Genomic DNA, 14,397 nt, shown 5'->3' on the forward strand with positions numbered 1-14,397 from the left:
AGGTGGTAGACACTTCGCCCAGCCTTATGCCCCTTAGCCATACCCATTGGTACTACCGCGCCCTGCAGTTGATGGCCATGTGCCTGCTGCTGGCTGCTTTCCGGACCTATAACCCGCGCGACCCCGGCCGGGTAGAGCACCTCGCCGATTTCAAATCGAAGCACGTGAAGCCTCGGAACGTGGATGTGTGGCTGCCCGAGGGCTACCCACAGCCCGGCCGCAAGTACGCCGTGCTCTACATGCACGATGGCCAGAACCTCTACCACCCGGCCACGGCGTACGGCGGCGTGGCGTGGGAGGTCGATAGCACGCTCGCGGCCCTAGGTGGGCAAGTGCGCGATGTAATTGTGGTGGGCATCTGGAACACCGATCTGCGCTTTGCTGAGTACGCTCCGGCTAAGCCTTACCAGCTGATGTCGGCGGCCCGCCGCGAGCAGCTAGCGCGCGAACGGCCCGGTCAGCCCCTTTCCGATGCTTACCTGCGCTTTGTGGTGGAAGAGCTGAAGCCGTACATCGACGGGCATTACCGCACCGACAAGCGCCGCAGCGCCACGTTCGTCGGCGGCTCGAGCATGGGCGGGCTGATTTCGCTGTACGCGGCCATGGAGTACCCGAAGGTATTCGGCGGAGCAGCGTGCGTATCAACCCACTGGCCCCTGAGACTGCAGGACAACACGCCCGATTTCACCAACGCCATGCTGCGCTACCTCGCTGGTAAGCTCCCGCGCGGCAAGCGTGGCCCTAGGTTGTATTTCGATTACGGCACCGCCACGCTCGATGCCCGCTACGAGGCGCACCAGCTGCGCATCGACAGCCTGCTGCGTGCCAAAGGCTACAATGCGCAACGGTGGCAAACGCTGAAGTTTGAAGGCGCTGCCCACAACGAGGGCTCCTGGAAAAAGCGCTTTGCCACGCCGGCGCGTTTTCTGTTGGGCACGCAACCCCGCTAGCGCAAGCAGCGGCACAGCACCTAGGCAACCCTGCACCCAAAAGGCAGTAATACGGGAGGTTAAACCACTGAGCCTACCATGAAACAGTTGCCGCACCTGTTGATGGTTGTAGCCTGCGCCGCCATGGCCAGCTGCTCCCAGCAACAACAATCCGAAACCACCGCTGCCACCAGTACCGCCGCCGCCGACACCGCCGCGCAGCAGCCTGCCTCGGGCGCCAACCTGCCCGAGCCCTACGCCACGCCTTCGAGCCAGAAGTTCAGCAAAGTTATTGGCTGGCCGGCCGGCAAAACGCCCGCTGCACCAGCGGGCTTCAGCGTAAGCGAATACGCCCGCGACCTGCAAAACCCGCGCTGGATTTACGTGGCCGCCAACGGCGACATCTTCGTGGCCGAGTCGAACACGGTACCTCGTACCTCCACGGCCAAGGGCGAGAAGAAGGAGGGCCTGAAAGAGTCGCGCTCGATGCGCGAAACCAGCGCCAACCGCATTACGCTGCTGCGCGATGCCAACAAGGACGGCAAGCCCGAACTGCGCGAAACGTTCCTGACGGGTTTGAACCAGCCGTTCGGCATGACCATCGTGGGCAACTACTTCTACGTGGGCAATACCGATGCCGTGCTGCGCTTTCCGTACCAGCCGGGCCAAACCAAACCCACGGGCAAAGGAGAGAAGATTCTTGACCTGCCCGTAGGCGGCTACAACAACCACTGGACGCGCAACCTCTTGGCCTCGGCCGATGGCTCCAAAATCTACGTCTCCATTGGGTCGGCCTCGAACGTGATGGAGCACGGCGAAGAAAACGACCGCGGCCGCGCCCTCATCCTCGAAATCAACCCCGATGGCTCGGGCCAGCGCGTGTTTGCCTCGGGCTTGCGCAACCCGGTGGGCATGGATTGGGCCCCCAGCACGCAAGTACTCTGGACGGCCGTGAACGAGCGCGACGAACTCGGCGACGACCTGGTGCCCGATTACCTCACCAGCGTGCGCGAAGGCGGCTTTTACGGCTGGCCCTACGCCTATTTTGGCCAGAAGGAAGACCCGCGCCGCAAAGGCGAGCGGCCCGATCTGGTGCAAAAGTCAATAGCACCCGAGGTTGACCTAGGGCCGCACACCGCCTCGCTGGGCCTGGCCTTCTACGATGCCGAGGCTTTTCCGCAGCGCTACCGCGGCGGTGCTTTTATCGGGCAGCATGGCTCCTGGAACCGCTCCGCGTTTTCGGGCTACAAAGTGGTGTATGTGCCCTTTGGCAACGGCAAGCCCACCGGTAAGCCCGAGGATTTTCTGACGGGCTTTATTGCCAACGAGCAAACACGCGAGGTGTACGGGCGGCCCGTAGGCGTAGCCGTGGCACCCGATGGCGCCCTGCTGGTAGCCGACGATGCCGGCAACCGCATTTGGCGCGTGGCCCCATCGGGCAGCCTTAAGTAGCCGCAACCTAGGGCCGGCAAGCAGGCCGGGGCAGTGGGCCTTTGCGCGCTAGGCGTTTACTTTGCAGGATAACCCTGCTCTTATGGAAATACTTAAGGACTTCGTCGACATTGTCCTGCACCTCGATAAGCACCTGGCCGAGCTGATTCAGCAGTACGACGTCTGGACCTATGCCATTCTGTTCCTGATCATCTTCGTCGAAACCGGCGTGGTGGTGCTGCCTTTCCTGCCCGGCGACTCGCTGCTGTTTGCGGCCGGCTCGCTGGCGGCGCTGCCCAACAGCCCCCTCAACGTGGTGCTGCTCATTGTGCTGCTCATTGTGGCGGCCGTACTCGGCGATACGCTCAACTACCACATCGGCGACTACATCGGCCCGCGCGTGTTCCGGCGCGATTACCGTTTCCTGAAGCGGGAGCACCTGCTGCGCACCCAGCAGTTCTACGAAAAGCACGGCGCCAAAACCATCATCATTGCCCGCTTCGTGCCCATCGTGCGCACGTTCGCGCCGTTTATCGCCGGTGTGGGCACCATGAGCTACGGCAAGTTCTTGTCGTACAATTTGGTGGGCGGCGTTATCTGGGTGGTGTCGCTTACCATGGCCGGGTATTTCCTGGGCGGCATTCCGTTTATCCAGAAAAACTTCGGCCTGTTCACGCTGTTGATCATCGCCGTATCGGTGCTGCCCGTGGTGATAGAGTTTCTGAAACAGCGCTTTGCCTCGCCAGCTCGCTAGTATTTGCACATTCCAAAGCGCAAAACCGCCCCGGCTAACTTTGGCCGGGGCGGTTTTTTTTGTTTTTTCGGGGTAAAATCCGCTGTTGTATGGCTCGTGAATTTGGCCTGATTGGCAAATCGTTGGTGCACTCGTTTTCGCCTACCTACTTCTTTCAGAAGTTTCAGCACCTAGGCCTGCGCGAATGCACCTACGAAGCCTTCGAGCTGGAGCACGTGCGCGATTTGCCGGCGCTGGTAGCCGGCCACCCCAACCTGCAGGGCCTCAACGTTACCATCCCATACAAAGAGCAGATATTGCCCTACCTCGACGCCCTCGATTCGTCGGCGGCGCGCATCGGGGCCGTCAATGTCATTCAGTTCGACGCCGACCGCCGCCTGATTGGCCACAACACCGATTACGTGGGCTTTCGTGATTCGCTCCGGCGCTTTTACCCCTTGCGCGGCGACAAAGCCACGGCCCTGGTGCTGGGTACCGGCGGCGCCTCCAAAGCCGTGGAGGTAGCCCTGCGCGAGCTGGATATCCATTACTGGCTCGTGTCGCGCGACCGGCTTACCGCCGGCCTTACCTACGCCGAGCTGACGCCCGAGCTCATGGCCGCCCACACGCTCATCATCAACACCACGCCCCTGGGTACTTACCCCCGCATCGAGGAGTGCCCGGCCATACCGTACGAAGCCCTTACGCCCCAGCACTACCTCTTCGACCTGGTGTACAACCCCTCCGAAACCGAGTTTATGCGCCGCGGCCGGGCCCAGGGCGCCCAAGCGCAAAACGGCTTCGAGATGCTGTGCCTGCAAGCCGAGGCTGCCTGGGCCATCTGGAATCGGTAGGGCCCTAGGTGGCAGCAGCACCCAGACGTGCACCAACACAACGGGCCGGCTCTCCTGCGAGAGCCGGCCCGTTGCTAATAGCCTGTTGGTTGTCACTTCGTGAGCGGCCGAGCCGCCGCTGTGCAGGCTAATTAGTTACCGCCCTGGCCGCCGCCGCCGTCGCCGGCTTTCTGGTCGTCGTTGCGGATGCTGCGTTTCGGGCGCTGCGGCTTGTTCTCGAGCTTGCCAAAGCGGTAGCTGAAGGCCAGGCGCACGCCGCGGTTATACACCTTGGTGGTGTTGGTTTGATCGGAGAAGGCCGTGCGGAAGTCGTTGGTCAGGCGCACGTACTTCGTGAAAGGGTTGTCGGCGTTCAGCGTCAGGTCGCCCTTGTCCTTCAGGATGTTCTTACGCAGACCGAACGAGTACATCTGCCAGGGCGACGATTTGCCTTGCAGCTGGATGCGCGGCGAGTTCAGCATGCCGAAGAACTGCAGGCTGTAGCCCTTGTCGAATTTGTAGCCCGAGTTGATGTTGGTGGAGTACACCAGGCCGCTGTTCGAGGTGTTCAGCGCGCCGCTTTTCAGGTACACGTAGTACACGCTCACGTTGCCGCTGATATCCCACTTCGGCAAGGGCTTCACCGAGCCAAACAAGTTCAGGCCGAAGGTTTGGTTGCGGGCAATGTTGCCGTAGGTGGTTTCGACGATGCTGATTTCGCGGCCCTGCGGATCAAGACCCGTGGTGGTTTCGCGCTTGGCCTCGATGGCGTTGTTGGTGATGCGCGAGTAAGCCGTGATGTTGATGACCGAGCCCTTCACGAAGGTGTTCCAGTTCACCTCGTAGTTGTCCGAGAATTCGGCATCTAGCTTGGGGTTGCCAAACTGCACGTTGTACGGGTCGATCTGGTTGCGGTAGGGGTTCAGGAAGAAGATGCTGGGGCGCTGAATGCGGCGCGAGTAGCTGAGGCGCACCGTGGAGCCCTGCTGCTTGAGGTTGCGCGTGAGCGACACGTTGGGCAGCAGGTTGGTGTAATCGGTGCTGAAGCGGTCGGCCTCGCCCTGGAAGTTGCCGCCCAGCTCGGTGCGCTCCAGGCGGCCCCCGAGGCGCACGTTGTACTTCTTACCTAGGGCCGTGCCGTAGGTGGCGTACACGGCCTGCACGTCCTGGTTGTAGTCGTACACGTTGGTGCGCGCGGCGTCTTCCAGCAATGGGCCGTTGCCGAAGCCGTTGCTCAGGCGGAAGTCGCTGCTCACGTTGCGCATGATGGTTTTGCCGCCGATTTCCACCGTTTGCTTGTCCGACAGCGGGTGCACGTAGTCGGTTTGGATGGTGGTTTCGAGGTTGCGCGCCAGGTTGGGGCTTTCCTCGCGGTAGTACGCGTCGGCCTCGGAGCCACCCAGGGCAAACTCATCGAGGGTGTAAAAGCGGCGGTTGCGGTTGCGCGAGTGTTGGGCCAGCACCGTCCACTCGCGGCGGCTTTGCTGGCCGAAGCTGCGCGTGTACGAGCCCGTGAGGTCGTAGCTCTGCGTGCGGAACTGCTGCGCCAGGTCGCGCTCGAAGTTGTTGCGCGGGCTCAGCGGCTCGCCTTCGGCCACGCGGTACTGGCTCAGCACATCCACATCGAAGCGGTTGCGGAAGCTGTTGGCGTTCCAGGTAACGTTGAAAGCGTGGTTGGGCGCCGGCTCCCAGTCGAGGCCGATGCGGCCGTTGCCGCCGCCACCGCCGCCAAAGCCGTCGTTGCGCTGCGTCAGGAAGCCTTCCGTGATGATGCGCCGCTCCACGCCGTTGGCGTCGCGCTCCACGGCAATTACCTGGCGGTCTACCCGGTCGACGCCCTGAATACCCGGCGCGTAAAAGCCAAAGCCGTTGAGCGCGGCCGTAAGGCCCACTTTGCCGCGGCGGGCATTCAGGCCTAGGTTGGCGTTGGAGTTGCGGGTGCCCACAGCCACGCCCACGTTGCCGTTTACGCCCTGCAGGTTGTTTTCCTTCAGTACAATGTTGATGATGCCCGCCGTGCCTTCGGAGTCGTACTTGGCCGAGGGGTTGGTAATCACCTCCACGTTCTTGATCTGGTCGCCGGGCAATTGCTTCAGGGCCTGGGCTATGTCGCCGGCCACCACGGCCGAGGGTTTGCCGTTGATGAGCACGCGCACGTTGCCGGAGCCGCGCAGCTGCAGGTTGCCGTCGGGGTCCACGCTTACCATTGGGGCCTTGCGCAGCACGTCGGCGGCGGTGCCGCCGCGGTTGGTGGCGTCTTGCGTGGCGTTGTAAACCAGGCGGTCGGGCTTGCTTTCTACCACGGGCCGTTCGCCGGTTACCGTTACCTCGTTCAGCTGCTTTGCCTGCGACTGCAGCGCAATGGCGCCTAGGTCGAGGTTCATCTTGCCATCGGCCAGGGTAATGGGTTGCACCAGGCTGCCGTAGCCGATAAAGCTTACCGACAAGCGGTACGAGCCTTCGGCCAGGCCCTTGATGCTGAAGTTGCCTTTGTCGTCGGCCACGGCGCCATCGAGCGGCTGCTCGCCTTGGGCCGGCAGCAGGGCTACCGTCGCAAACTCTACCGGCTGCTTGGTAGCGGCATCAACCACCTTGCCGCTGATGCGGCCGTTGCCGCGCGGGGCCGGCGCCGCCAGCAGCGGCGACTTAGGGCTGGCGCCACCCGGCGCGCCCGTGGGGGCACCAGCCGGCGGACCAGCAGGCCTGGTAGCAGGGTTTTGGGCAAGGGCGTTGCCAGTAAGCAGGCCCGACGAGGCGAGCAAAAGCAGTACGGCGTTTTTCATAGTGCGGAACGATGGCGGCTGAAGAGAGAAGAAGGTAGCCACAGGGCATAGCTGTAGCTGGCCAAGCCTAAGCGAGGCAATGTGGGTGGGGAGGTTGCCCGCTGGGTTGAGCAGGCGTAATCAGGGTTGGGTGTGGTTTGCGGCGGCAAAAGTACTAAGGTGTACTTTGCAAAACAAGGTAGCTTGTATTATTATATATCGGGTCTGATGCGCGCACAAAGAACCGGCGGCCGAGTTTGAGAATCAATCACCTAATGATGTGATGCCTGCTCGACGTTTGGTGTCCAAGGATCGGGGCTATATAGAAAAGGTTGCATCTATTCTGAAATTCCTGCAAGTGCTACTTCACGCGCTCGTGCCGGAAACCCAGCGCTACGTAGCCAATCAGCAGCGTTCCGGCAAAGCAGCCCAGCGAGGTAAGCTCGTTGAAAGGCAGTTTTAGCGGCTGCAGCAAGTCATGCTGCGGCGCCCGCAGGTTGCCCAACGACAACAGCGGCGAGGCATAGGGCACCCACTCGATGTGCTCCCAACGGAGCAGCGCCATTGCGGCCACTACGCAGCCCATGCCAATGGCTACCGGCGCCACAAACGAGCGCCACCACTGGGCGGCCAGGTACTGCAGGGCCAGTATACCAAGCGTGGCCAGGTAAGTGTGCAGCAGCAGCAGCCCAACCTTGGTAGCAGGCGCAGCAAAGTCCTGAAAGTGCAGCTCGGGCCGCAACACACCCAGCAGGTAACCCGAGAGCAGCAGCAGCCCTGCATACAGCACCTGCGCCAGCAAGTTCAGGCCCAGCAACAGCAGCAACTTGCTCGCAAACAGGGCCAGGCGGCTGGCAGGCTGCGCGTACAGGTGCTTCCAGGCATTGGCTTTGTTTTCGATGTGTAGCACCAGGCTGGTGAGCAGTACCACAAACAGCGGCAGCAGCAGGCCGGTAGCCGTTTGCCAGTTCTGCATCACGTACGAGGCCCACGGTGGCTGGCCCGGCTTCAGAATTTCGTGCCCTTTGAAGTAGTAGATGCAGAACGACAGCAGCACCGGCAGCGCACCGCTACCCAGGGCCAGCCACAGGGCAGCCGTGCGGCGCAGCTTAAGCGCATCGGCCGAGAGGCTGCGGGCGAGCTGCTGGGCAAACGAAGGAGCAGCAACGGAAGGCGACAAGGCGAGGCTCATTGGGCGGTAGTGGTTTCGGTGAGGTGCAGAAAGGTTTGCTCGAGGGTTTGCTGCTGGCAGCGCAGGCCGTACAGCGGTTGGCCGGCGGCTACCAGCTGCTGGGCCAGGTAGGCAGCTTGCTCCTGCGAGTGGTAGGGCAGGGCCAAGGTGCCTGGGCCTACCACGGTAGCGGCGCCTAGGTCGAGGGGCAGCAGGTTGCGGCAGGTGGCCGCGTCGTCGGTTTCGATGATGAGCTGCGTGTGGCCGTGCTGCCGGTGCTGCAAAGCCGCCAGGCTGCCCTGAAATACCAACCGGCCCTGCTGAATGACGCCCACGTGGGTAGCCACGCGCTCAATCTCGCTGATGAGGTGGCTGGAGAGCAGAATGGTTTTGCCATGCTCCTGCTGCAAGCGGCGCAGCAACTCGCGCACCTCAATAATGCCCGTGGGGTCGAGGCCGTTGGTGGGCTCGTCGAGGATGAGCAGCTCCGGGTTGGGCAGCAGGGCCAGGGCCAGGCCCAGGCGTTGGCGCATACCCAGGGAGTACTCGCCCGCCGCCCGGTGCCCATCGGCGGCCAGGCCTACCACTGCCAGCACCTCCTCGGAGCGGCCTTTGGCAAGGCCGCGCAGGCGGCGGGTGGCCTCCAGGTTTTGCAGGCCCGAGAGGTGGTCGTAGAGCGAGGGCATTTCGATGAGGGCACCCACGCGGCTAAGCACCTGCAAGCGGTGGCGGCCTAGGTCGTGGCCGAACAGCTGCACCGAGCCGGCCGGGCTGGGCAGCAGCCCCAGCAGTATGCGCAGCGTGGTGCTTTTGCCGGCGCCGTTCGGCCCCAGAAAGCCGTAGATGCTGCCCTGCGGCACCTGCAGGTTTACATCGTGGAGTACCTGGCGCTGGCCAAAGCGAAAGGAGAGGTGCCGGGTTTCGGCGAGTAGTTCGGCTGCAGGCATGGCAACGGAGGAGTGGTTGAGCGAAGAACTGTCCCAAACCTAGGCGGTCGATTTTGCGCTTGCTGGCTTTTTCGACCAAGCCCCGTATTGCCAGCCGAAACGCCTGATTTCGACCCTCCAACCGCTGCGCCCGGCTCCGCAACCAGGTTCCGCTTACCACCAGTAGTGTTGGTGGCCGGCCCTAGGTGGTTGGGGGTGCCAAACGCCCCGTTGGTTGAAAACACCTAGGCGCAACGGGGCGGCCGCCCTATCTTCCAAGCGTGGAATACTCTGCTACTTCGGCGGCCCTGCCGGCATCGGCTACTACGCAAGGCTCCTCTGGCCGCCTGCGCTTTATCTCAAAGCTGCAATGGTGGCCCAATGCGCCCGGCCTGGCAAGCGTGCCGGCATGGGTGCACGTGCTGTGGGTGTTGCTGCTCGTGCTTACCGATGTGATGCACGGCTACACGGCGCTTACCAACAAAAACCCACCCCCGTTAGACATGCTCGTGCTACGCGCCTTGCTCTACGACGCGTTAGCCTCCCTGATATTCTACTTGAACTGGGCAACCCTGATACCCCGCACTTTAGCGCGTAACCGCCTAGGTTCTTACGTGTTGGGCGTGTTGGGTTTGCTGCTGCTTTTCGTGCCGCTACGTTTCGGCGCCGGCTGGCTGATGAAAACCTTGTCTGAAGCCCGCGACCTAGGACAGTATTGGGTTGCGCTGCTGATTTCGTACGTAGTATTCGGGCTGATGACCATCTTCTTCAGCTCGGGCCTGAAGGTTACCGGCGACTACCTGCTGGCCCAGCGCAACCGCCGCGAGCTGGAGCGCCAGCAATTGCTTACGGAGTTGTCGTTGCTGAAAATGCAGGTGAACCCGCACTTCCTGTTCAACACGCTCAACAACATCTACTCGCTGGCCAGCCAAAAGTCGGACCGGGCGCCCGAGGCCGTGCTGCGCCTCTCCGAAATCATGCGCTACATGCTCTACGAAAGCTCGGCCGATGCCGTACCGCTCAGCAAAGAGCTCAACCACCTGCGTAGTTTCCTGGATTTGCAGCGCCTGCGCCTGCCCGCCAACGGCGCCGATGCCATCGTGTTCAGCACCGCCGGTATCAGCGCCGATGTAGCTTACCCCATTGCACCCATGCTGCTGCAGCCCTTAGTGGAAAACGCCTTCAAGCACGGCGACCTCACGGCCCGACCCGCGGTGGTGATTGAGTTGGGGCTCGATGCGCAGGGTGTGTTGCACTTTGCGGTGCAAAACGCCACCGCGCCTGCCGCGCCCGGCCCGGCTCTGGAGCAGCCCGGTGGCGTAGGCCTCGTAAACCTGCGCCGCCGCCTCGAGCTGCTTTACCCCGAGCGGCACCACCTGCACATCAGCGAGCAACCCGGGCAGCACCGCGTCGAGCTTACCTTGCTGCCGGCCTAACGGCCACCTAGGTCAGCAAGCCTATACCAATATCTTAGTGCCTATGGACAACGCTACGCCCGGCCGCAAGCTTACCTGCGTCATCATCGACGACGAGCCCCTGGCCCTCGACCTGCTGGCCGGGTACTGCGCCCAAGTGCCGTACCTCGAGCTGAAAGGCCAGTTTCACGACGCACTGGTGGGCCTGGCCTTTGTGCAGGACAACCCCGTCGACGTGGTGTTTGTCGACATCCACATGCCGCGCATCACCGGCCTGCAGCTGGTGCAGCTGCTGCCCAGCCCCGCACCTAGGGTCATCTTCACCACGGCCTACGATCAGTACGCCGTGCAGAGCTACGAGCTGAGCGCAGCCGATTACCTGCTGAAACCCATTGCCTTTGAGCGGTTTGTGCAGGCCGTAAACAAAGTGCGGCACGTGCCGGCCTCGGTTTCGGCTGTGGCTGCGCCGGCCCCGCCAACACCGGCGCCAATCGAAGCCGCACCGGTACCCGTAGCGCCCGATGCCATGTTCGTGAAAAACGAGCACCGGCTGCAGCGCGTCGCCTTCAACGATATCCTCTACATCGAGGGCATGAAGGAGTATCTCATGATTTACACCCTGGGCAGCAAAATCCTCACGCTGCAATCCTTCAAAAGGGTAGAGGAGGTGCTGCCGCCCGATCGGTTCGCGCGCATTCACAAGTCGTACATCGTGGCGCTCAACCACATCGAGCACGTGGAGCGCAGCAAAGTACAGGTAGCCGGCCGCCTGCTGCCCATCGGCGACACCTACCGCGACTCTTTCGCGGCTACCATCCGGGCCTACAACTTGCTCTAAAGCCGGGCCAACCACAAAACGAAAGCGGGCCGGATGCGCTACATAGTGCATCCGGCCCGCTTTCGTTTTGTGGTTGGCCCTGGGTGAGGTTAGGGGCGGGCGAGCTTGCTGGCAATTTCGGCCGTGAACTTGCCCTGGTGGCGGGCACCTTCCAGCTCGTTTTCGCTGGGCATCCGCTCGCCGCGGCCGCCGGCAATGGTGCTGGCGCCGTAGGGCGTGCCGCCGGTTACCTCATCGATGCGGGTTTGGCCCTGCCACGCGTAGGGCAAGCCCACCAGCACCATGCCGTGGTGAAACAGCTCGGTGTGCAACGAGCGGATGGTGGTTTCCTGGCCGCCGTGCGCGGTGGCCGTGCTCACAAAAGCGCCGCCCACTTTGCCAACCAACGCACCTTTGGCCCACAAGCCCCCCGTACCGTCGAGGAAAGCCTGCATCTGGCTGGCCACGTTGCCGTAGCGCGTGGGCGTGCCGAAGATGATGGCGTCGTAATTCACCAGGTCTTCGGCCTTGGCTACCGGAATATGGGCAAACGCCTGCTGCGCCTGGGCCGCGCCAATTTGCTCCAACAATTCCTGCGGCAGCGTTTCGGGCACGCGCATCACGTCAACCTGGTTGCCTTCAACTTCGCGGGCGCCTTGGGCAATAGCCTCGGCCAGCGTCCAGACGTGGCCATAGGTGGAGTAAAACAAAACGAGGGTTCTCATGCAGATCCTATATTTAGGTGAAACGGTGGGGCGGTTGCCCGGGCAGTTGCGGGGCGGCAAGTCGTGTATCTACATGGATGCAAGCACGATGGTTACGCCCAGCTACGGGTTTGTGGGTGCAAGCCCTGCTTTCGCCGAAAATATTTTCGGCCCATGCAACCGCCCGCTATACTCCCGACTCTTACCATTGCCGGCCCACACCGCCGGTAGCTTTCGACATTAGGTGGACCATCAGCGTATGATGAACACGTTACAAATGCAGGAGTGCGGCGCCGCCGCCGCTCCGGTTAGCCGCGGAACCGGCCGCCCCTCCCGGAACTACGCATGAGCGCCCTGGCCGCTGCCTTTGGTGGCACCAACCTGGGGCGGCTGGTGGCTAGTGTTTCGGCGCCAGCAGCAACCGCTGAGCCCGAGGTGAAGCCCGCGCCCGCCCGCCCGCTGCAGCCCTCGGGGCGCTGGAGCGAGGCCGAACTCATCGATGCCTGCCTCGACGGCAGCCGCGTGGCCCAAAAGGAGCTGTACACCCGCTACGCCAGCCGCATGCTGGCCGTGTGTGCCCGCTACTCCCAAACTACCTTCGAGGCCGAAGACGTGCTGCAGGAGGGGTTTGTAACCGTGTTCAGCAACCTGCGCCACTTCCGGCGCGAGTGTCCGCTCGAGTTCTGGGTGCGGCGCATCATGATTAACGCTGCGCTGCGGCAGCACCGCCGCAACGCGCCCATGCTGGCCGTAACCGAAAGCGAATACCCCGAAGCCATAGCCGACGAGGAGCTCATCCTGTCGAACTATTCCTTCGACGAATTACTCAAGATGATTCAGGAACTGGCCCCGCGCTACCGCATGGTGTTCAACCTGTTTGCCATCGAAGGCTACGGCCACAAAGAAATTGGCGATATGCTCGGCATATCGGAGGGTACCAGCAAATCGCAGTACTCCCGCGCCCGTGCTATTCTCAAAGCCAAGCTCGAACGTCTCGACCAACGTTGCAATGACACCCGTTTCCAATAATAACGACCACCAACAGCCGACCGGCAGCCTGGAGGACTTGTTCCGCCAGCGGTTTGCCGAGGCCGAGCTAACGCCCCGCGCCGCCGTGTGGGAGCAGCTCGACCACGATTTGCTGGTGCGCGAAAACCAAGGCTACCGCAAGCGCCTGCTGGGCTACCGGCGCGCCGCCGCGGCGGCCGCCGTGCTGGCCGCATTGGGCCTGGGCGGCTGGTTTACCCAGCAAGGCATTCAGTTCAATACCTCATCGAGCAACGCCACCGCCACGGTATTCACGCCCGATGGCCGCCAAGGCCTGGCCAGTGCCTCTGTTGCCAGCCCCGATAACCACCTAGGCGCCGCCGGGCAGGCAGCCGAAGCCAGCGCCGGCAACCCGCGCCGCGCCCTAGGTGCCGCTACGGCTGCCAACACTCCGGCAGCAGGCAGCAACCCAGGCGGTAGCATTGCCTCTCAGCCGGCCCCGGCAACGCACGGGGCCACGGCCTTGCTGGCCGATGGCTCTGGCAGCCGCAGTGCTGCAGGCCGTGCGTTGGCAGCCATTAAGCAAACCTTTGGCGGCTCGGCAGCGGGCAGACTGCAGCGGCCCGGCATGTTCCGGCCGCGCGGTGCCAACCCGGTTACCGGTAGCCGCACGGCTATTGCCCAAGCCCAGGCACCGGCTGGCGGCAACGGCGGCCACTACGCAGCCAGCGAAGTGCAGCCCGTAGCCGCCCAACTGCGCCCCGCCAGCTTTGCCGGCAACCTGCTGAACCCCGATTCAGTGAAACGCGCTTTGCTGAGCGCGCCGCTGCAGCAGGCCGTAGCCCAAACCGCCACGCGCCCTGCCCGCGAGGAAAACGAGAAAGAAACCAGCCGCCCCAACCGCTGGCGGTGGCGCGGCGGCTACGCGGCCGAGCGCTTCGTACCCAACGTAAGTAGCCCCACCGGCGAAGGCCTGGCCCTGCGCGCCGCCGACCCCACCACCAACTTTATGGCCCCGCCGCCCGCGCCCACCAAGCTGCAGCCGGGCCTGGCCCAGCGCGGCCACCTAGGCGGCGCCATCAGCCTGGGTAAAAAGCGCTGGACGCTGCTTACCGGCGTGGAGCTGACCAGCATTTCGGGTGAAACCATGCGCGAGACGCCGCGGCAGTACCAGTCGTACTACCCCGGTACCGGCCCGGCCAGCCAAACGCAGCAAGAAGGCCGCTACCGCATGACCACCGCCGGCGTGCCCGTGCAGCTGCGCTACGAGGGCCGCAAGCCCGGCGTATCGGTGTATGCGGCGGTGGGTGCGGCCGTAAACGTGCTGCTGCGCACCCGCACCACCGTAGGCGACCAGGCCGCCAGCAACGACGGCGCCTACCGCCGGTTGCTTACCGCGGCCCGCGGCAGCGCCGGCCTGCGCTACGCCCCCGCCGGTGGCAACTGGCAGGTGTTCCTGGGGCCGGAAGCCGAAGCCGGCCTGAGCACCCTCAACAGCAACCCGGCCGGCCAGTGGGGCGAGCGTACGCGGCCTTATGCGGTTGGCTTGTCGGCCAGCGTGGAGTTTGGCGGCGGCAAAGTAGCTTTACAACCCTAGTTCCCTACCATTCACTCACCCAAGCAAAACCCCGCAGCCGGTTGCCGGTTGTGGGGTTTTCTTTTGCCTCTTCGGAAACCTCAAGAGGCGCG

General features: G+C 63.2%; 12 protein-coding genes. 8 read left to right on the forward strand and 4 right to left on the reverse strand.

The annotated features are described in order from the left end of the window. Nucleotides 1–26 precede the first annotated feature (26 nt). The 4 genes from OIS50_RS17470 (at nucleotide 27) to OIS50_RS17485 (ending at nucleotide 3,947) form a co-directional block, all read left to right on the forward strand. Nucleotides 27–950, forward strand: a complete 924-nt coding sequence (locus OIS50_RS17470; protein ID WP_264691923.1) for an alpha/beta hydrolase — start codon at nucleotides 27–29, stop codon at nucleotides 948–950. Nucleotides 951–1,028: 78 nt separating this feature from the next. Beyond that, nucleotides 1,029–2,381 (forward strand): PQQ-dependent sugar dehydrogenase, encoded by a 1,353-nt coding sequence (locus tag OIS50_RS17475; RefSeq protein ID WP_264691924.1) that lies wholly within the window; start codon nucleotides 1,029–1,031, stop codon nucleotides 2,379–2,381. 82 nt (nucleotides 2,382–2,463) lie between these two features. Further along, nucleotides 2,464–3,114 (forward strand): DedA family protein, encoded by a 651-nt coding sequence (locus OIS50_RS17480; RefSeq protein WP_264691925.1) that lies wholly within the window; start codon nucleotides 2,464–2,466, stop codon nucleotides 3,112–3,114. An 89-nt stretch (nucleotides 3,115–3,203) separates the two neighbouring features. Further along, nucleotides 3,204–3,947, forward strand: a complete 744-nt coding sequence (locus OIS50_RS17485) for a shikimate dehydrogenase family protein (RefSeq protein ID WP_264691926.1) — start codon at nucleotides 3,204–3,206, stop codon at nucleotides 3,945–3,947. Between the two features lie 131 nt (nucleotides 3,948–4,078). Here the strand turns inward: OIS50_RS17485 and OIS50_RS17490 are convergent, their stop codons facing one another. From OIS50_RS17490 to OIS50_RS17500, 3 genes are all read right to left on the reverse strand, one after another. Next, nucleotides 4,079–6,709, reverse strand: coding sequence for a TonB-dependent receptor (locus tag OIS50_RS17490; RefSeq protein ID WP_264691927.1), 2,631 nt, complete (start codon nucleotides 6,707–6,709; stop codon nucleotides 4,079–4,081). Nucleotides 6,710–7,049: 340 nt separating this feature from the next. Further along, nucleotides 7,050–7,880, reverse strand: a complete 831-nt coding sequence (locus tag OIS50_RS17495) for an ABC transporter permease (protein ID WP_264691928.1) — start codon at nucleotides 7,878–7,880, stop codon at nucleotides 7,050–7,052. Further along, nucleotides 7,877–8,806, reverse strand: coding sequence for an ABC transporter ATP-binding protein (locus OIS50_RS17500; protein ID WP_264691929.1), 930 nt, complete (start codon nucleotides 8,804–8,806; stop codon nucleotides 7,877–7,879). The genes OIS50_RS17495 and OIS50_RS17500 overlap by 4 nt, the downstream gene beginning before the upstream one ends. Before the next feature lie 260 nt (nucleotides 8,807–9,066). On the opposite strand from OIS50_RS17500, the gene OIS50_RS17505 reads away from it, so the two are divergent. Continuing rightward, the gene (locus OIS50_RS17505) at nucleotides 9,067–10,221 is read left to right on the forward strand and encodes a sensor histidine kinase (protein ID WP_264691930.1); all 1,155 of its coding nucleotides are present in this window, start codon (nucleotides 9,067–9,069) and stop codon (nucleotides 10,219–10,221) included. A 43-nt stretch (nucleotides 10,222–10,264) separates the two neighbouring features. Next, on the forward strand, nucleotides 10,265–11,038 hold the full coding sequence (locus tag OIS50_RS17510) for a LytR/AlgR family response regulator transcription factor (protein ID WP_264691931.1): 774 nt from the start codon (nucleotides 10,265–10,267) through the stop codon (nucleotides 11,036–11,038). A gap of 89 nt (nucleotides 11,039–11,127) precedes the next feature. On the opposite strand, the gene wrbA is transcribed toward OIS50_RS17510, so the two are convergent. Further along, the gene (wrbA, locus tag OIS50_RS17515) at nucleotides 11,128–11,742 is read right to left on the reverse strand and encodes an NAD(P)H:quinone oxidoreductase (protein ID WP_264691932.1); all 615 of its coding nucleotides are present in this window, start codon (nucleotides 11,740–11,742) and stop codon (nucleotides 11,128–11,130) included. A gap of 324 nt (nucleotides 11,743–12,066) precedes the next feature. Between wrbA and OIS50_RS17520 the strand changes: the two genes are divergently transcribed. Both OIS50_RS17520 and OIS50_RS17525 read left to right on the forward strand, forming a co-directional pair. Continuing rightward, complete coding sequence (locus OIS50_RS17520) at nucleotides 12,067–12,750, forward strand: RNA polymerase sigma factor (RefSeq protein WP_264691933.1); 684 nt, start codon at nucleotides 12,067–12,069, stop codon at nucleotides 12,748–12,750. After that, a complete protein-coding gene (locus OIS50_RS17525) occupies nucleotides 12,731–14,305 on the forward strand; it encodes a hypothetical protein (RefSeq protein WP_264691934.1) in 1,575 nt (524 codons plus the stop codon). Before OIS50_RS17520 ends, OIS50_RS17525 begins: the two co-directional genes overlap by 20 nt. The last annotated feature ends 92 nt before the right edge of the window (nucleotides 14,306–14,397 follow it).

The organism is Hymenobacter sp. YIM 151858-1 (assembly GCF_025979705.1).
Lineage (GTDB): Bacteria > Bacteroidota > Bacteroidia > Cytophagales > Hymenobacteraceae > Solirubrum.

Excerpts from the sequence above, each read along its gene's own strand:
- OIS50_RS17490 (WP_264691927.1), bottom strand. The coding sequence starts at position 6,709 with ATGAAAAACGCCGTACTGCTTTTGCTCGCCTCGTCGGGCCTGCTTACT.
- wrbA (WP_264691932.1), bottom strand. The coding sequence starts at position 11,742 with ATGAGAACCCTCGTTTTGTTTTACTCCACCTATGGCCACGTCTGGACG.
- OIS50_RS17470 (WP_264691923.1), top strand. The coding sequence starts at position 27 with ATGCCCCTTAGCCATACCCATTGGTACTACCGCGCCCTGCAGTTGATG.
- OIS50_RS17495 (WP_264691928.1), bottom strand. The coding sequence starts at position 7,880 with ATGAGCCTCGCCTTGTCGCCTTCCGTTGCTGCTCCTTCGTTTGCCCAG.
- OIS50_RS17500 (WP_264691929.1), bottom strand. The coding sequence starts at position 8,806 with ATGCCTGCAGCCGAACTACTCGCCGAAACCCGGCACCTCTCCTTTCGC.
- OIS50_RS17525 (WP_264691934.1), top strand. The coding sequence starts at position 12,731 with ATGACACCCGTTTCCAATAATAACGACCACCAACAGCCGACCGGCAGC.
- OIS50_RS17520 (WP_264691933.1), top strand. The coding sequence starts at position 12,067 with ATGAGCGCCCTGGCCGCTGCCTTTGGTGGCACCAACCTGGGGCGGCTG.
- OIS50_RS17475 (WP_264691924.1), top strand. The coding sequence starts at position 1,029 with ATGAAACAGTTGCCGCACCTGTTGATGGTTGTAGCCTGCGCCGCCATG.
- OIS50_RS17510 (WP_264691931.1), top strand. The coding sequence starts at position 10,265 with ATGGACAACGCTACGCCCGGCCGCAAGCTTACCTGCGTCATCATCGAC.
- OIS50_RS17480 (WP_264691925.1), top strand. The coding sequence starts at position 2,464 with ATGGAAATACTTAAGGACTTCGTCGACATTGTCCTGCACCTCGATAAG.
- OIS50_RS17485 (WP_264691926.1), top strand. The coding sequence starts at position 3,204 with ATGGCTCGTGAATTTGGCCTGATTGGCAAATCGTTGGTGCACTCGTTT.